17 protein-coding genes are annotated in these 17,463 nt (G+C 57.8%); 12 read left to right on the top strand and 5 right to left on the bottom strand.

Annotated features, from left to right (window positions below):
* Window positions 1-55 precede the first annotated feature (55 nt).
* Together gcvP and AABB92_RS20220 are read left to right on the top strand one after the other, a co-directional pair.
* On the top strand, window positions 56-2,929 hold the full coding sequence (gcvP, locus tag AABB92_RS20225) for an aminomethyl-transferring glycine dehydrogenase (protein ID WP_046289230.1): 2,874 nt from the start codon (window positions 56-58) through the stop codon (window positions 2,927-2,929).
* Between the two features lie 75 nt (window positions 2,930-3,004).
* The gene (locus AABB92_RS20220) at window positions 3,005-3,748 is read left to right on the top strand and encodes an SDR family oxidoreductase (RefSeq protein ID WP_046289229.1); all 744 of its coding nucleotides are present in this window, start codon (window positions 3,005-3,007) and stop codon (window positions 3,746-3,748) included.
* Window positions 3,749-3,786: 38 nt separating this feature from the next.
* Here the strand turns inward: AABB92_RS20220 and AABB92_RS20215 are convergent, their stop codons facing one another.
* On the bottom strand, window positions 3,787-5,226 hold the full coding sequence (locus tag AABB92_RS20215) for a 6-phospho-beta-glucosidase (protein ID WP_046289228.1): 1,440 nt from the start codon (window positions 5,224-5,226) through the stop codon (window positions 3,787-3,789).
* A 115-nt stretch (window positions 5,227-5,341) separates the two neighbouring features.
* Window positions 5,342-6,061 (bottom strand): MurR/RpiR family transcriptional regulator, encoded by a 720-nt coding sequence (locus tag AABB92_RS20210; protein ID WP_031375751.1) that lies wholly within the window; start codon window positions 6,059-6,061, stop codon window positions 5,342-5,344.
* 168 nt (window positions 6,062-6,229) lie between these two features.
* Here AABB92_RS20210 and trhA point away from each other — a divergent pair, with 168 nt between their 5' ends.
* Complete coding sequence (gene trhA, locus AABB92_RS20205; RefSeq protein ID WP_031375750.1) at window positions 6,230-6,883, top strand: PAQR family membrane homeostasis protein TrhA; 654 nt, start codon at window positions 6,230-6,232, stop codon at window positions 6,881-6,883.
* A gap of 31 nt (window positions 6,884-6,914) precedes the next feature.
* Here the strand turns inward: trhA and tal are convergent, their stop codons facing one another.
* Together tal and rpiB are read right to left on the bottom strand one after the other, a co-directional pair.
* On the bottom strand, window positions 6,915-7,865 hold the full coding sequence (gene tal / locus AABB92_RS20200; RefSeq protein ID WP_031375749.1) for a transaldolase: 951 nt from the start codon (window positions 7,863-7,865) through the stop codon (window positions 6,915-6,917).
* 142 nt (window positions 7,866-8,007) lie between these two features.
* Window positions 8,008-8,466, bottom strand: a complete 459-nt coding sequence (gene rpiB / locus AABB92_RS20195; RefSeq protein WP_031375748.1) for a ribose 5-phosphate isomerase B — start codon at window positions 8,464-8,466, stop codon at window positions 8,008-8,010.
* Window positions 8,467-8,520: 54 nt separating this feature from the next.
* Here rpiB and AABB92_RS20190 point away from each other — a divergent pair, with 54 nt between their 5' ends.
* The 7 genes from AABB92_RS20190 to AABB92_RS20160 all read left to right on the top strand — a co-directional run bounded on the left by AABB92_RS20190 (window position 8,521) and on the right by AABB92_RS20160 (window position 15,527).
* Window positions 8,521-8,949: a hypothetical protein gene (locus tag AABB92_RS20190; RefSeq protein WP_161797052.1), complete on the top strand. Its 429-nt coding sequence runs from the start codon at window positions 8,521-8,523 to the stop codon at window positions 8,947-8,949.
* On the top strand, window positions 8,918-10,240 hold the full coding sequence (locus tag AABB92_RS20185; RefSeq protein WP_236566406.1) for an MFS transporter: 1,323 nt from the start codon (window positions 8,918-8,920) through the stop codon (window positions 10,238-10,240). The genes AABB92_RS20190 and AABB92_RS20185 overlap by 32 nt, the downstream gene beginning before the upstream one ends.
* Window positions 10,237-11,982 carry a dihydroxyacetone kinase family protein gene (locus tag AABB92_RS20180; protein ID WP_046289227.1) on the top strand — a complete coding sequence of 582 codons (1,746 nt, stop codon included), beginning with the start codon at window positions 10,237-10,239 and terminating at the stop codon, window positions 11,980-11,982. The genes AABB92_RS20185 and AABB92_RS20180 overlap by 4 nt, the downstream gene beginning before the upstream one ends.
* A gap of 2 nt (window positions 11,983-11,984) precedes the next feature.
* The gene (locus AABB92_RS20175) at window positions 11,985-12,764 is read left to right on the top strand and encodes a triose-phosphate isomerase family protein (RefSeq protein WP_031376218.1); all 780 of its coding nucleotides are present in this window, start codon (window positions 11,985-11,987) and stop codon (window positions 12,762-12,764) included.
* Window positions 12,761-13,570, top strand: a complete 810-nt coding sequence (locus AABB92_RS20170; RefSeq protein ID WP_031376217.1) for a sugar phosphate isomerase/epimerase family protein — start codon at window positions 12,761-12,763, stop codon at window positions 13,568-13,570. The genes AABB92_RS20175 and AABB92_RS20170 overlap by 4 nt, the downstream gene beginning before the upstream one ends.
* Before the next feature lie 2 nt (window positions 13,571-13,572).
* Window positions 13,573-14,430, top strand: a complete 858-nt coding sequence (locus AABB92_RS20165) for a phosphogluconate dehydrogenase C-terminal domain-containing protein (protein WP_152659107.1) — start codon at window positions 13,573-13,575, stop codon at window positions 14,428-14,430.
* 122 nt (window positions 14,431-14,552) lie between these two features.
* Window positions 14,553-15,527 (top strand): sugar-binding transcriptional regulator, encoded by a 975-nt coding sequence (locus AABB92_RS20160; protein WP_046289226.1) that lies wholly within the window; start codon window positions 14,553-14,555, stop codon window positions 15,525-15,527.
* 44 nt (window positions 15,528-15,571) lie between these two features.
* On the opposite strand, the gene ygfZ is transcribed toward AABB92_RS20160, so the two are convergent.
* On the bottom strand, window positions 15,572-16,558 hold the full coding sequence (ygfZ, locus tag AABB92_RS20155) for a tRNA-modifying protein YgfZ (protein WP_031376215.1): 987 nt from the start codon (window positions 16,556-16,558) through the stop codon (window positions 15,572-15,574).
* A gap of 226 nt (window positions 16,559-16,784) precedes the next feature.
* Here ygfZ and sdhE point away from each other — a divergent pair, with 226 nt between their 5' ends.
* Together sdhE and AABB92_RS20145 are read left to right on the top strand one after the other, a co-directional pair.
* Window positions 16,785-17,051 (top strand): FAD assembly factor SdhE, encoded by a 267-nt coding sequence (gene sdhE / locus AABB92_RS20150; RefSeq protein WP_031376214.1) that lies wholly within the window; start codon window positions 16,785-16,787, stop codon window positions 17,049-17,051.
* Window positions 17,026-17,436 (top strand): protein YgfX, encoded by a 411-nt coding sequence (locus AABB92_RS20145; protein ID WP_031376213.1) that lies wholly within the window; start codon window positions 17,026-17,028, stop codon window positions 17,434-17,436. Before sdhE ends, AABB92_RS20145 begins: the two co-directional genes overlap by 26 nt.
* The last annotated feature ends 27 nt before the right edge of the window (window positions 17,437-17,463 follow it).

The following is a 17,463-nucleotide window of genomic DNA, read 5'->3' as shown; positions in this document are numbered from 1 at the left end:
CGCAGATTTCTGTTTGCACTCTCTGTTCCCCAGCCCGATTCAGGATTTACTGCTAATGACTCAGACTCTCAGCCAGCTTGAACACAACGGTGCATTCATTGAGCGCCATATCGGTCCTTCACCCGAGCAGCAAGCGATGATGCTTGAGGCGATTGGCGCCCCCTCGCTGGAGGCGTTAATCGGCACGATTGTCCCGGCCGACATTCAGTTGCCCGGCCCGCCAGCCGTGGGTGAAGCGGCGACGGAACAACAGGCGCTGGCTGAACTGAAAGCGATTGCCAGCCAGAATCTGCGTTACAAATCCTGGATCGGGATGGGATATAGCGCGGTGATCACCCCACCGGTTATCCTGCGCAATATGCTGGAAAACCCAGGCTGGTACACCGCGTATACTCCGTATCAGCCGGAAGTTTCGCAGGGACGACTGGAGGCGTTGTTAAACTTCCAGCAGGTGACCCTCGATCTGACCGGCATGGATATCGCCTCGGCCTCGCTGCTGGACGAAGCGACCGCTGCGGCAGAAGCGATGGCGATGGCCAGACGCGTCAGCAAGCTGAAAAATGCCAACAAATTCTTTATTGCCGATGATATTCATCCGCAAACGCTGGATGTGGTGCGGACCCGTGCCGAAACTTTTGGCTTTGAACTGATTATCGATCGGGCTGAAAAAGCGCAGGATCATGACGATCTGTTTGGCGTGCTGCTGCAACAGGTTGGCACCACCGGTGAAGCGCACGATTACAGCGCGCTGATTGCCGGACTGAAAGCCCGCAAAGTGGTGGTCAGCGTCGCAGCGGATTTCATGTCGCTGGTCCTGCTGGAAGCGCCAGGCAAGCAGGGTGCCGATATTGTCTTTGGCTCGGCACAACGCTTCGGCGTGCCGATGGGGTACGGTGGCCCTCATGCGGCCTTCTTCGCCAGCCGCGATGAGCATAAACGTTCAATGCCGGGGCGCATCATCGGCGTCTCCCGCGATGCCGCCGGTAATACCGCGCTGCGCATGGCGATGCAGACCCGTGAACAGCATATCCGTCGTGAAAAGGCCAACTCCAACATCTGTACCTCACAGGTGCTGCTGGCGAATATCGCTGGCCTGTATGCGGTATTCCACGGTCCGGCCGGACTGAAACGCATTGCCTCACGTATTCATCGTTTTACCAACATTCTGGCGGCGGGCTTGCAACAAGGCGGCCTGACGCTGCGTCATCAGCACTGGTTCGATACGCTGACGGTTGAAGTAACAGACAAAGCGGCGGTCCTGAACCGCGCTCAGAGCTTTGGCGTCAACCTGCGAAGCGATATTCACCATGCTGTTGGCATCACGCTGGATGAAACCACCCGTCGTGAAGATATTCTGGCGCTGTTCGCCATTCTGCTGGGCGATGCGCACGGCCTGGATCTGGATAAGCTCGACAGCGAAGTCGCACTGGAGAGCCAGTCGATTCCAGCCGGTTTGCAGCGCCACAGCGATATTCTGACCCATCCGGTGTTCAACCGTCATCACAGTGAAACAGAGATGATGCGCTACATGCACAGCCTGGAGAAAAAGGATCTGGCGCTGAATCAAGCGATGATCCCTCTGGGCTCCTGCACCATGAAGCTCAACGCCGCGGCAGAAATGATCCCGATTACCTGGCCGGAATTTGCCGAACTGCACCCGTTCTGCCCGGCAGAACAGGCCAGCGGTTATCTGCAGATGATCGGTCAGCTGTCACAGTGGCTGGTGCAGCTCACCGGTTACGATGCGCTTTGCATGCAGCCGAACTCTGGTGCACAGGGCGAATATGCCGGTCTGCTGGCAATTCGTCGTTATCATGAAAGCCGCAATCAGGGCGACCGTCACCTCTGCCTGATCCCCAGCTCGGCGCACGGCACCAATCCGGCGTCGGCCCAGATGGCCGGCATGGATGTGGTAGTGGTGGCCTGTGACAAACAGGGCAACATCGACCTCGGCGATCTGCGTGAGAAAGCGGCACAGGCGGGCGATAAACTCTCCTGCATCATGGTGACCTATCCGTCAACGCACGGCGTTTATGAAGAGACCATCCGCGAAGTCTGCCAGATTGTGCATCAGTACGGCGGTCAGGTTTATCTCGACGGCGCAAACATGAATGCCCAGGTCGGTATCACCACGCCAGGCTATATTGGCGCGGATGTCTCGCACCTTAACCTGCATAAAACCTTCTGTATCCCGCACGGCGGCGGCGGACCGGGAATGGGGCCGATTGGCGTAAAAGCGCATCTGGCACCGTTTGTTCCGGGCCATAGCGTGGTGCAGATCGATGGCGTATTAACCCAGCAGGGAGCGGTGTCAGCGGCCCCGTTTGGCAGCGCCTCTATTCTGCCGATCAGCTGGATGTACATCCGCATGATGGGAGCAGAAGGGCTGAAGCAGGCCAGTTCAGTCGCGATCCTGAATGCCAACTATATTGCCAGTCGTTTGCAGTCCGCCTATCCGGTGCTCTATACCGGCCGTGATGGTCGGGTGGCGCACGAATGTATTCTTGATATCCGGCCACTGAAAGAGCAGACCGGCATCAGCGAACTGGATATTGCCAAACGCCTGATCGACTACGGTTTCCATGCGCCAACCATGTCGTTCCCGGTCGCGGGCACGCTGATGGTGGAGCCGACCGAATCGGAAAGCAAAATCGAGCTGGACCGCTTTATTGATGCGATGCTCTCTATTCGTATGGAGATCGACCGGGTCGCGGCGGGCGAATGGCCGCTGGAAGACAACCCACTGGTGAATGCGCCGCATACCCAACTGGAAATCGTCAGCGAGTGGACGCATCCTTACAGCCGTGAACTGGCGGTTTTCCCGGCGGGCAGCCACAACAAATACTGGCCGACGGTAAAACGTCTGGATGATGTGTTTGGTGACCGCAATCTGTTCTGCTCCTGCGTACCAATGAGCGACTATCAGTAACTCACGCCAATCGCATAGCCGCTAAGCAAATCTGAGCAGGGCCGATTCGTCGGCCCTTTTTTATCTGGAGGCGAAATGAAATTAGCACTGGTTACCGGCGGCAGCCGCGGTATCGGACGCGCCACGGCGTTATTACTGGCGGCCAGAGGCTATCGGGTGGCGGTCAATTATCGCCAGCGCGAGGCAGAAGCACAGCAGGTGGTGACAGAGATTCAGCAGCAGGGCGGCGAGGCCTTTGCGCTGCAGGCAGATATTGCTGATGAAGCCCAGGTGATGGCGATGTTTGCGCAGCTCGATCAACAGCCAGCGCCGCTGACGCTGCTGGTCAATAACGCCGGGATTCTGTTTCAGCAGTGCCGGGTCGAGCAGCTGGATGCAGCACGCCTGCACAAAGTGTTTGCCACTAACGTCATCGGCACCTTTCTCTGCAGCCGCGAAGCAGTAAAACGTATGGGCACCCATCACGGCGGTCAGGGCGGCGCGATTGTTAACGTCTCGTCAGCCGCCTCACGGCTTGGCGCACCGGGAGAGTACGTCGATTACGCCGCCTCTAAAGGGGCGATGGATACGCTGACCAAAGGGTTATCGCTGGAAGTCGCGCAGCAGGGGATTCGGGTAAATGGGGTTCGTCCGGGATTCATTTATACCGAGATGCATGCCGACGGGGGTGAAGCAGGCCGGGTTGATCGCCTCGCCAGTGTAATCCCGATGGGCCGCGGCGGGCAGGCAGAGGAGGTGGCAGAAGCGATCGTCTGGCTGGCCAGCGAGGCGGCCTCTTATGTCACCGGCAGCATCATTGATGCCGCCGGCGGACGCTAACCGACAGCGCCGCCGCTTTTCAGCCGCGGCGTCATCCGTTACAGGTTTTCGCCGTTGCTGGCGATGACCTGCTGATACCAGTTAAAGCTTTTCTTCTTCGAACGGGAGAAATCGCCGCTGCCGTCGTCGTTTTTATTGACGTGAATAAAGCCGTAACGCTTATCGTACTGGCCGGTGGTAAAGGAGACGCAATCCAGGCAGCCCCACGGCGTATAGCCCATTAATTCCACGCCGTCGTGCGTCACCGCCTTTTTCATCTCTTCGATGTGGGCGCGCAGATAATCGATACGGTAATCATCTTCAATCACGCCCGCGGCGTTTGGCTTGTCGATTGCGCCAAAACCGTTTTCTACGATAAACAGCGGTTTCTGATAACGCTCATACAGCTCGTTAAGCGCGTAACGCAGGCCGACCGGGTCAATCTGCCAGCCCCAGTCTGACGCTTTAACGTGTGGATTTTTTACCACGCCTTCGAAACCGGTGATCGGATCGTCCACGCCGCTGGCATCAGTCTTCACGGCATTACTCATGTAATAGCTGAAACCGACGTAGTCCGCACAGCCTTCACGCAGCGTGTCGGCGTCCTCCGCTTCCATCTGGATCTCATAGCCTTTACGCGCCCACTCTTTCAGCGTGTAGGTCGGATAGTAGCCGCGCATCTGCACATCACTGAACACGTAACGCTGATGCATCGCTTCCTGCGCCAGCACCACATCATCAGGATGACAGGAGAATGGGTAGACCGGCACCATGGCGATCATACAGCCAATCCGGAAGTCAGGATTAATAGCATGACCGAGTTTGACCACCTTAGCGCTGGCGACAAACTGGTGGTGCATTACCTGATACATCGCCTGCTCAGGCTTCTCATGCTCGGTAAAGATCACCCCAGAGCAGCAGTAACCAAACAGCGGATATTGCCAGTTGCGCTGGTTATTGATCTCGTTAAAGGTCATCCAGTATTTCACTTTGTTTTTATAGCGATTCAGCACTACTTCGCTGAAACGCACAAAGAAATCGACCACTTTGCGGTTGTGCCAGCCGCCGTACTGTTTCACCAGGTGATAGGGCATTTCGAAGTGGGAGAGGGTGATGACCGGTTCAATGCCGTACTTCAGCAGTTCATCAAACAGATCGTCGTAGAATTGCAGGCCAGCCTCGTTTGGCTGTTGCTCGTCGCCATTCGGGAAGATGCGGGTCCAGGCAATTGAGGTGCGGAAGCATTTGAAGCCCATTTCGGCAAACAGCGCGACATCCTGTTTATAGTGTGAGTAGAACTCAACGGCCTGATGGTTAGGATAGAAATTGCCGGGCTGGACACCGTCGGTAATCACCCGATCGACGCCGTGTGAACCGCCGGTCAGCACATCAGCGATGCTGACGCCTTTGCCGCCCTGATCCCAGCCGCCTTCAACCTGATGCGCTGCCACCGCTCCGCCCCAAAGAAACCCTTTTGGTAACTGCAATTCTGCACTCATGCTTCACCCCATTACGGATATTGAAATTGGAATGAGTTTAGCAAGGCAATAATGAAAGTCACGATATAACAGCGCGCCAGTAATGTGATCTGTTACATCAGAAAAACAGGCTGTTTTATTTACCCAGTTGGCGGCCAATCGCTTCAATAATATAGGTGACCGGCACCTGCGTCGTAATGTCTGAATTATCAGCCATCCGAATAATCGGGACGTGATAGCAGAGGCTGAAATCACTCATTTTCGCCAGCGAGCAGCTCTCGGTGTTAGTGATGGCAATGATTTTGCACTTGTTGAGGCTGAACTGGCTGGCAATGCGCAGAATCTCTTCGGTCTCGCCGGAGACGGATAAAATAATCGCAATCGCATTTTCATACAGATCAGGGCTGACCGGATAATAGGGATCGTCAATCGCGTGGCTGAATTTACCCAAATTGGAAAAGAAACGGGCGCCATATTTTGCCAGGCTGCCTGAGGTGCCGACGCCAATAAAAAATACCCGCTCCGCCCGATTAATCTTTTGCGCCGCCTGGGCAATGATCTGCTCGAACTCCGGGTTATTAATACTTTTAAAAAAACTCAGCATCTCATTGACGCTGGCGGTATTAACCTGCGGCGCAGTCTGCTGCTCGGTTAACCGTAGCCGGATACGGAATTCCGACCAGCCTTCACAGTGCATCTTGCGGCAAAATCGCAGCACGGTAGTGGTGGAGACCGCGGCCTGCTCGGCCAGCTCGCGAATGGTCATATAGCTGACACGTTCACGATGTTTGATGATGAACTGATAAACCTGCATTTCCAGGTCGTTAAGGCGGGCGAGATCGCGGTGCGAAAACATGGGTGGCTCATTGTACAGTTGACCAGCCCGCAGTTTACCAGATTCATCGGCTGGTTTGCCCGTTACAAGGTTTCACAGATTAATTTCAGCGTACATGTGTACACCGAAACCGATGTTGGCTACTCTGGATAAGGTTTTTTTTGTATCGCTTCACTTTCAGGACACCTTATGACCACCACGCGTTTACCCTCAACGGGCTACTCACTGACCGAGGAAATTGCCAATAGCATCAGTCATGGGCTGGGCTGTCTGTTTGGCGTTGTCGCACTGGTATTAATGCTTAACCAGGCGAGGGAGACGGGCGCAGATGCCATGGCGATCACCAGCTACAGCCTGTACGGCGGCAGCATGATTTTGCTGTTCCTGGCCTCAACGCTCTATCACGCCATTCCCAACGGACGGGCCAGACCCTGGCTGAAAAAGCTGGACCACTGCGCTATCTACCTGTTGATTGCCGGCACCTATACGCCTTTCCTGCTGGTGGGCCTGAGGTCGCCGCTGGCCTACGGTCTGATGGCGGTGATCTGGAGCCTGGCACTGGCCGGCATCATCTTTAAGCTGACCATTGCGCACCGCTTTAAAGTGCTGTCGCTGGTAACCTATCTCTGCATGGGTTGGCTGTCGCTGATCGTGGTGTATCAGCTGGCGATGACGCTGGCACCCGGCGGTATCTGGCTGCTGGCAATCGGCGGCATCATCTATTCGCTTGGGGTCATTTTCTACGTCGCGCGCCGCATTCCATTCAATCATGCTATCTGGCACGGGTTTGTACTGGGCGGCTGTGTCTGTCACTTCTGCGCGATTTACTTTTATGTCGGATAGCCAGGCGGAGCGATCCTCCGCCTGGCCGCGATCAGAGCTGTGACGCGAGCATATCTTCCAGCTTTTGCTGATCGAGTGCGAACTGGCGGATGCCTTCTGCCAGCTTATCGACCGCCATCGCGTCCTGATTATGCAGCCAGCGAAATTGCGCTTCCGTCAGAGGCGAGGGCGGATTCGACACCGCAGTCGAAGGCGTCAGCTGGCGCGTCACCGGCAAATTACTGTTTTCCAGGCTCTGCAGCAGCTCAGGCGAGATGGTCAGCCGATCGCAACCGGCCAGGGCCAGGATCTGTTCGGTTTTACGAAAGCTGGCCCCCATAATCACCGTCTGATAGCGGTGAGATTTGTAGTAGTGGTAAATATTGCGAACCGATACCACGCCCGGATCGTGCTGCGCTGCGTATTCCGCCTGCGGATTGCGGCTGTGATGCCAGTCAGAGATGCGTCCGACAAACGGCGAAATCAGGAACACCCCCGCTTCGGCACAGGCCTGCGCCTGAGCGAAGGAAAACAGCAGCGTCAGGTTGCACTGAATGCCGTTGCGCTCCAGCGTTTCAGCCGCACGGATCCCTTCCCAGGTTGATGCCAGCTTAATCAGAATACGTGAGCGGTCGACGCCTTGCTGTTCATACATCCGCACCAGCTTTTCAGCCCGGGTGACGCACATGCCGCGGTCAAATGAGAGCCGCGCATCGACCTCGGTCGAAACACGGCCCGGCACGCTTTTCAGGATCTCCACGCCCAGATTGACCGCCACCCGATCGCAGGCATTGATGATCTGCGTCTGTTTACTGCCGCCCTGTGTTCTGGCGTAATTCACCGCCTCTTCAATCAGTGGCTGGTAGCGGCTCAGGGTCGCCGCTTTCAGAATCAGTGACGGATTAGTGGTGGCATCCTGCGGATGATAGCGACGTATCGCCTCGATATCGCCGCTGTCGGCGACCACGGTGGTGTACTGTTTCAACGCCTCTAAGGGGTTCATTTTTCACTCCATAATCAGGTCTGCAGCGCCATGGCGGGCACACTTTTCCCTGCGAAAGCAGCGTCGCATTTCTGGTGGTGTCGGTAAGGGGGATCGGGCGAAGCCCTGAGTTGACTGACTTCGCCCGCACAGCAAAGGCGGCTTACTTATTCAGGCTGGCCTGCTCGTAGTACTCAATTTTATCGACTTTAGCGCTCGAGCCGCCGGCTTCAAATTCTGACGCCAGCCAGGCGTTGACGATACTTTTCGCCAGCTCCGGCCCGACCACGCGTGCGCCCATCGTCATCACCTGGGCATTGTTACTTTTACGGGCGCGCTCAGCAGAGAAGGTGTCGTGGCACTGGGCCGCACGGACGCCGGGGACTTTGTTGGCGACAATCGCCACCCCGATTCCGGTGCCGCACAGCAGAATTCCACGCTCATATTTCCCCTGCTGGATAGCGGTTGCCAGCGCAAACGCCACATCCGGATACATCGGCCGGTCATTACGGGCGTCATTGCTGTAATCCACCACTTCGTACTGCTTCTCTTCCAGATGACGTTTAATCAGGTTTTTCAGCTCAATCGCCGCATCATCGGCGCCAATCGCGATCGTTTTCATCGTCTTCTCCAGCAAGTTACCCGCTCAGCCCGCCATGCAACAGCAGGCGCAAAAATGTTCAGCATCAGCCTGACACACTTCTGTTCATATGTTCAAGTCTATTTCATTTGTTTGGAAAGGCAATTCGACCGTGAAGCGCAGGCAAAGGCGGCCTTCACGCCGCACAGCGCGGCGCATTCGGCGTTTTATCTGAAAAGTGCACCAGATTTAATTCGTTTGAAGAGGATCACAGATCTCATTGTTGCAGTTGAGAGCTGCTCAATTATACGTGTACTGTTCATTTGTTCGCGTAGTGATACCAATGTACAAGAAGACCCATCGAGGACTCGCACATGGATTACCCAGGCTCTGTTTTTTGCACCTGCTTCGACAATGCACCGCGTGCGTTGCCAACACCTGACACTCTCTTTAATCGCGCCCGGACCGGAGGTGCGTCGTGACCCAAACCACAATGACCGCAGTGGAGCAATCCGCGATTCGTAAGATCTCCTGGCGACTGGTGCCGTTCGTCGCCCTGATGTTTTTTATCAACTTCCTCGACCGTACGGCAATTTCGTTCGCCGGGCCGAATGGCATGACGCAGGACCTCGGCCTGACTGCCGTACAGTTCGGCCTCGCCTCCGGTATCTTTTTCATCGGCTATATCCTGCTGGAAGTGCCGAGCAACCTGGCCCTGCATCGCTTTGGTGCCCGCAGATGGCTGGCGCGCATCATGATCAGCTGGGGTATCGTGTCGCTGCTGTTCACCTGGGTCAGCAGCATTAATGGGCTCTATACCCTGCGCCTGCTGCTGGGCATCGCCGAGGCGGGCTTTTTCCCGGGCGCAATCCTCTATCTCAGCATGTGGGTACCGGCGCGCCATCGCAGCAAAATTCTGTCACTTTTTTACCTGGCGCAGCCGCTGACCGTGGTATTTGGCGCACCGCTGGCAGCGTCCTTCATTGAACAGCATGGCCTGTTTGGACTGGCTGGCTGGCGCGTGATGTTCCTCGGCGTCTCGATTCCGGCGATTTTGATCGGCATTGTGGCGCTGTTCTGGCTGGTGGATTCACCGCGGCAGGCGAAATGGCTGACGGCGGATGAGAAAAACTGGCTGACCCGTGAGCTGGATGCTGAGCATCAGGCCAAGCAGCACACCGGACACCAGGGCGTCCGCAGCATTCTGGGTAATGGTCGGGTCTGGATGCTGTGTCTGATCTACTTCGGTTTTATCTATGGCCTGTACGCGCTGGCTTTCTTCCTGCCGACCATCATCGGCGGCTTCCAGCAGCAGTTCGGCACCACCTTCAATGTGATGCAGAAAGGGTTGATCACCGGCGTCCCTTATCTGATTGCGGCGGTCGTGATGTTCTTCTGGTCCCGTGACGCCTCACGTCGTGGCTGCAAAACCTGGCATATCGCTATCCCGGCGGTGACCGGTGGTATCAGCGTGCCGCTGGCGCTGTTCATGGACTCACCGTTCACCACCATCATGGTGATTGCGATTACCGCCAGCTCGATCTTTGCCGCCTTACCCAATTTCTGGACCTTACCGACGCAGTTTCTGACCGGTGCCTCTGCCGCGGCCGCTATCGCCCTGATCAATACGCTGGGCAATGTCGCAGGCTTCTCGGCGGGCTATATCACTGGCGCGCTGCACGATGCAACCAGCAGCTACACCGTACCGATGTTTGTGGTGGGCGGATTTATGCTGCTGTCAGCGGTGCTGATGCTGTTGCTGAATCGCAGTCGCCAGCAGGAACCGACCTCTCTAGCACAGGAGCAATTACCATGACTTACCTGTTTAACCAACCTTCAGCCTTCGCGGCTGAACTGATTGAAGGCTTTGTGGCCGCCAATGCCGATAAAGTGCGTCAGGTGCCTGGCGGAGTGGTACGCAACACCCGCAGCCAGCCGGGCAGCGTGGCGGTGGTGGTCGGCGGTGGCTCCGGCCACTATCCGGCGTTCGCCGGGTTGGTTGGGCAGGGTCTGGCGCACGGCGCGGCAATGGGCAACCTGTTCGCCTCGCCGTCGGCGCAGCAAATTTATAATGTGGCCCGCGCGGCAAACAATGGCGGCGGCGTATTACTGATGTTTGGCAACTACGCCGGTGACGTGCTGCATTTCGGTCAGGCCTGTGAGCGTCTGCGCGGCGAGGGTATTCCGTGCGACATTCTGGCGGTCACCGACGACATTTCCAGCGCCGGCATCGACGAGATTGAAAAGCGGCGCGGGGTGGCGGGGGATCTGACGGTATTCAAAGTCGCCTGTGCCGCCGCAGAAGCAGGCTATGCGCTGCCGGAGGTGCTGCGGGTGGCGCAGCATGCCAATAACCGCACCCGTTCATTTGGCGTGGCATTTTCTGGCTGTACCTTACCCGGCGCATCACATCCGCTGTTTGAAGTTGAAAAAGGGCGGATGGCGCTGGGCCTGGGGATTCATGGCGAACCGGGCATCAAAGAGACGGAGGTGCCAACCGCCGATGAGATGGCTGACATCTTTGTCAGCCGGCTGCTCAGCGAACTGCCGCCGGGCGTCAGCCAGACGGCGGGACAGCGGGTGGCGGTAATTCTTAACGGTCTCGGCACGGTGAAATATGAAGAGCTGTTTGTGGTCTACCGGCGGGTGGCGCAACTGCTTGAGGCGGCGCGGCTGCAGATCGTCGAGCCGGACGTCGGTGAATTCGTCACCAGCTTCAATATGGCCGGTGCCTCACTGACCTTGATGTGGCTGGATGATGAGCTGGAAACCTTCTGGCGCGCCCCGGCGAATGCGCCGGCCTATCGCAAAGGCAGCGTTATCGTTGCCGAACCGCTGGGTCAGGAGGCCACGCAGGCGCAGGCGGAAGAGAGTCTGCCTGTCGCCAGCGCCGCCTCACAGCAGAGCGCACAACAGGTGCTGCAACTGCTGGAGGCGGTGGCCACGATGCTGCAACGCAACGCCGAAAAACTGGGAGATATTGATGCGGTCGCCGGCGATGGCGATCACGGCATCGGCATGGAACGCGGCGTGTTGGGCGCGGTGGAAAAGGCGCGTCAGGTCGCAGCCCGGGGCGCCGGTGCCGGCACGCTGTTATGCCGTGCTGCGGATGCCTGGGCAGACAAAGCGGGCGGCACCTCTGGCGCACTGTGGGGCGTAGCGCTGACCGCCATCGGAACCGCTATCGGTGATAATCAGACGCCGGACGCTGCGCGAATCGCCAGAGGCGTACGACAGGCGCAGGAAGGGATTCAGCACTTTGGTAAAGCGCGGGTCGGCGACAAGACCATGGTTGATGTGCTGGTGCCGTTCAGCGACAGCCTGAATGCGGCCGTCGCACGCGGTGCCTCGCTGACGGACGCCTGGCACGAAGCTGCGCGCGTGGCTGACCAGGCGGCGCAGGCCACGGCACAACTGCTGCCTAAAATGGGTCGCGCCCGTCCGCTGGCCGAAAAAAGTCTCGGTACGCCCGATGCAGGCGCCATTTCGCTGGCAATGATTGTTAATACGGTGGCTGATTTGTTGAAAGATCACGCGACCGCCGGGCAGGGAGTCTGAGCATGACACAACCTGCTCTGTGGCTGGGTGTCAGCCTGAAAATGTACTTCAGCTACCAGCAAACTCTCGACTGGTGCCACGAAGTCGCCGCGCTGGCGCGTCGACATCCGGCGATTCAGCGTGGCGATATCGGGCTGTTCGTCCTGCCTGCCTATCCGGCGATTCCGGCGGTTGCCGCTATCTTTGCCGATACCCCGGTGCGCGTTGGCGGCCAGGATGTTTGCCAGGCCGAAAACGGTGCCTGGACCGGCGAAGTCAGTGCCAGCATGTTGCAGGAACTCGGCTGCAGCCTGGCTGAGATTGGTCACGCCGAACGCCGCCGCCATTTCCATGAAGATGCCGCGCAGATTGCCGCCAAGGTGGCGATGTCGCTCCGCCACGGCCTGACCCCGGTGTTGTGCATCGGTGAAACGCAACAGTGTGAGCCGTCACAGGCGATCGCCCTGTGTCAGCAGCAGCTGGCCGAGGCGCTGTCGCTGGCGCAGCAGCAGGGGCTGACCGGTACGCTATTTTTCGCCTGGGAACCACAGTGGGCGATTGGCGCACCGCAACCTGCTCCGGATCACTACATCCGCGCGGTCTGTGAAGGGCTACGCGAGCTGCCGTCGCCTGCGGGTATTACCCTGCAGGTGATCTACGGCGGCAGCGCCGGCCCCGGCTTGATTCAGCGCCTTGGCGGCGCGGTTGACGGCCTGTTCCTCGGCCGCTTTGCCCATGATCCTGCCGCGCTGGCGCAGATTATCGATGAGGCCAGCGCGTTGCTGGCGGAGCGTCTCTCATGAGCCAGATCGGACTCAGCACCTATGCCTTTTTCTGGCGCATGTCAGAGCGTGTCCCGCAGCCGCTGACGCTGGAGCAGATGCTGGAGCAGACCGCCGCGCTGGATTTGTCGCTGTTCCAGATTTGTGATTATCCGGCGATTGAGAGCTGGTCGGATGCTGACCTGCAACGGTTGCGTCAGCGGGCTGATGCGCTGGGCATCACGCTGGAGCTGGGGACTCGCGGGCTGGATACCGCCCATCTGCAACGCTATCTGCAGCTGGCACAGCTGCTCGGCGCGCAGGTGGTGCGCTCCATGTTCTATACCGCCAGCCATCGACCGTCGCTGGAGCAAGCGGCACAGCTGATCGCCAGCGTGCTGCCGGACTACGCACGTCAGCAGGTGTGCCTATGTCTTGAAACCTACGAGCAGGTCAAAACCGCTGACCTGATGTCTGTGATTAACCGCTTTTCATCGCCGTGGCTGGCGGTCTGTCTCGATCCGGCCAACTGCGTCGCCGGGCTGGAGTTACCTGAACAGGTTATCGCGCAGACTGCGGCACGTGTCGGCAATCTTCACATCAAAGACTTTGCCTTTACCCGGCGTGACGGCTGGGTTGGCTTTACCTATGCCGGTTGCCCGATGGGCGAAGGCTTACTGGATTATGACCAGATGATCGCCAGCGTGCGCCCGGCCGAAAGGGGCATTAACCAGATTATTGAACACTGGTTGCCATGGCAGGAGGACGCCGCTACCACCTGTCAGCGTGAGGCGGAGTGGACAGCGCGCAGCGTGGAATTCTTACGTAGTAAACAAAATCGGGAGTAATAATAATGAAACAACTGAAAACCCTTACTGTGATTGGCGCCGGCGGCAAAATGGGCATGCGCATTTCAGCCAACTTCCAGAAAAGCGATTACCAGGTCTTTTACTGCGAGAATTCACCCGCTGCACAGCAGCAGGTTACTCAACAGGGCCGTGAGCTTTCAGATGCCGATTCGGTGGTGCCGTTAAGCGACGTCGTCATTCTGGCGGTGCCGGACATCGTGCTGGGTAAGGTCTCTGAAGCGGTCGTGCCGCAGATGAAGCCAGGCGCGGTACTGTTAACGCTCGATCCGGCGGCCGCTTATGCCAACCTGATCTTCCAGCGTGACGATATCGACTATGCGGTGGCGCATCCGTGTCACCCGTCCGTCTTCCTTGAGCGCTACACCAAAGAAGAGCACGCCGACGCGTTTGGCGGAATTGCAGCTATTCAGCATGTGGCCGCCGCCTGGGAAGCGGGCAGTGAGGCGCAGCGCGACGAACTCAGCAAGGTTATCCGCGTGATGTATGGTCCGGTGGAGCAGGTGCACTGGGTGACCGTAACGCAGCTGGCCTACCTTGAGCCGACGCTGGTGGAGACCGTTGCCTGCATGGTCGGGGCCTTTATGAAAGAGGCGCTGGACGAAACGGTTAAGCACAGTGGCGTACCGGAAGAGGCCGCAAAGGCAATGCTCTACGGGCATATCCAGATTGCGCTGGCGGTGGCGTTCCGCGCCACCAATCCGTTCTCTGATGCCTGCATGATCGCCATGGAGTATGGACGCGAGAAGATTGTGAAGCCTGACTGGAAGCAGATTTTCGAGCAGAAAGAGCTGGATATCGTGATTGCCCGCATGCTGAAAATCGACGCGATTCGTCGCTAATCTGTGACACTGCTAGCGGCTCGCCGCGTCAATGCCTGGCGAGGTGAGCCGTATCAATGGTATAAATTCCCTCCTGAAACGCCTGTGCTTAGTCAGGTAACTCACTGCGAGACAGATAACGCATGGAAAAACACACGCTTTCTCAGGACTCCGAACTGCTGACCGAAATCGCAGTCGCCTATTATCAGGACGAAATTACCCAGGAAGAGATTGCGCGTAAGTTTGGCATTTCACGCATCAAAGTCGGACGGCTGCTGAAGCGCGCCAGGGAAGAGGGCATTGTTGAAATCAACGTGCGTTACCACCCGGTGTTCAGTACCCGTCTTGAGCAACAGCTGCTAGACCGCTTCCCCCACTTACAGCGCGCGCTGATCGCCCTCGACCTGCAGGACAACGATGAGCAGCGACGTCAGGTGGCGGCGCTGGTCTCCTCCTGGCTGGAGCAATCACTTAAAGAGAATTCGGTCGTGGCGGTCGGGCAGGGACGCAATGTGGCGGCTGTCGCCGACCATCCGGGTCAGGTACCGACGCGTAACTGTCACTTTATCAGCGGTATCGGCGGCACGCACCGCCCCGGTGATGCGATCAATGCCGACCATATCAGCCGTCGTCTGGCGAAGAAATTTGGTGGCATCAGCGAAACGCTCTACGCCCCGGCTTATGTTGAAGATCGGGCGCTGAAAGAGGCGTTTATGCAAAACGGCACGATTAAAGAGACGCTGGATCGGGCGCGCAAAGCCGACTTTGCCCTGGTCGGCATTGGCGACATGAATGAAAACAGCTATATGGTGAAATTAGGCTGGTTTACGCCGCATGAAATTATCGACGCCAGTCTGAATCAGGGCGTGACGGGCGATATTGCCGGCTATGATTTTTTCAATTCGCAGGGACAGCACGTCGATACCGTAATGAACGATCGGGTGATTGGTCTGAGCATTGATGAGCTGCGCAAGATCCCCTGCGTTATCGCCATCGCCTCAGAGAACACCAAAGCCATGGCGATTCTCGGTGCGTTGCGTACCGGTGCCATCGACATTATCGCCACCACGGCGCAAAACATCCGCACTCTGCTGAACATGACGCAGAAAACGGAGTAATCGCCGGGCAGGCACGCAGCTTATGCGGCTGCGTGCCTGAGTGGTTACTCTTCCTGCAGCGAGTAGGGCAGCGGCTGAATCGTCAGCTGTCCGCCTTCATCACCCTCAACCCGCAGCACGCTATCCGGCTCCAGATCGTTATTCATCACCACCTGCACCCAACTGACACCGTCATCCAGCTGCACTGCCGCCAGCACGCTGCCGGTACGACGCCAGCGCTCACCCATCCGGAGTTCCAGCGCCGTATTTGCCGCTGGCAGATGGCTGGCCTGGCCCGCCAGCCAGTAGAGCGCGCGTTTGTTCGCACCGCGGTATTTGGCCCGCGCCACCATCTCCTGACCGGTATAGCAGCCTTTTTTAAAGCTGATGGCGTCCAGCGCCTGCAGGTTGGTGGCCTGGGGAATAAACTGCACGCTGGTGGCGGGATCAATCACCGGAATGCCGGCTTCAATGTCCAGCGCCAGCCACTGCTGACTATCATTTAACTGTGCATCATCCGCCAGTTTCTGCTGCAGTGATTCGGCCTGGGCCAGCGAGGTAACGATCAGGAAACGCTCTGCCGGATGCGCGAACCACAGCAGCGTCGTTTCTCCCTGCTGCACCACCGGGGTTTCGCTGTCGGGCAGCTGTTCAAACAGGTTGGCCAGCGCAGCGCGTGCCTGAAAACCAGCCACGCCGAGTAACACTGCCTCATCGTCGGCCGCCAGCGTCACTTTAGAGAACACCGCATATTTCTTTAATTCGCTCAGTTGGGTGTCGCGCAGTTCACGACGAACCAGGTAGGCGTAGCCTTCGCCACGATGGAACAGACGCAGGTTGCTCCACATCTTGCCTTTAGCATCACAGTGGGCGGCGGGCAGATGGTGCGCAGCATCCAGTGCGGCGACGTCCAGCGTCAGCTGACCCTGCAGGTAGGAGGTACTGTCGGGACCGAAGACGGAAACCAGCGCCCAGGCATCCAGTGAAATCAGCGTTAACGGCAGACGGGACGAGGCTGCAGGCTGGCGCGGCGGTAAGGTAAAGGTTGGCATGGAGATATCCTGAGTAAGAGGGTTCATCCGAAAAGATATCCTCAATGTTAAAAGAGCCGACTGGCAATGCAACCTGTTTACCGATAACGGCGCACAAATCGCGTGATAACCCTGAAAAAATGCGGCTTGCTTTGCGGCCGATTGCACAGTGTGTTGCGCTGCGCCTGCAGCCCGCCACAATCCAGGTTACACTAGCCGCCATGTTGTGAACTGTGGAAACTGACGCATGGATATCAATGATAAATCACGAATTCAGTGGGCCTGCCGCCGTGGCATGCTGGAGCTGGATGTCGCTATTATGCCGTTCTTTAAATATGAATATGACAGCCTGAACGACACCGATAAGCAGGTGTTTATCGCGCTGCTGAAGAGTGACGATCCCGACCTGTTTAACTGGTTGATGAACCACGGTGAACCCAGCGATCCTGAGCTGAAGCGGATGGTTAACCTGATTCAGCAGCGTAACCGTGAACGCGGCCCCGTGGCAATGTAAGCTGCGGCCATCCCGCCTGGCGCGCGGCCTGCTGGGCGTCTGGCTGGGGGTGACGGTAACGGCTCTATTGCTGCTGACGCTGCCGGTCAGCGGATGGCTGATTAAACTGGCGATGATCGGACTGCTGCTGGCCGAAGGCTGGCGTAATCATCGACGGCTCAGTCAGCGGCGCGGTTCGCTTCAACGGGAAAGTGCGCAAATCTGGTGCTGGCAGGGTACACGCTGGCGGCCGACTCAGCCGCTGCGCTGGTTGCCGTTTGGCGTGCTGCTGGTGGCGAAAAGCGAGCAGGGCAAGACGCTGCGCTGGTGGCTGATGCAGGACAATATGCAGCCTGGCGAATGGCGGGCGTTACGCGCCTGCTGTTTCAGCGAGGTGCAACACTGACGGCGTCACTAGCGGCATCAGTTGCGG

This window comes from Pantoea brenneri, from assembly GCF_038594305.1.
Classification (GTDB): Bacteria; Pseudomonadota; Gammaproteobacteria; order Enterobacterales; family Enterobacteriaceae; genus Pantoea; species Pantoea brenneri.
The sequence above is the reverse complement of the archived record's forward strand: the minus strand, read 5'-3'. Positions and strand labels throughout refer to the sequence as shown.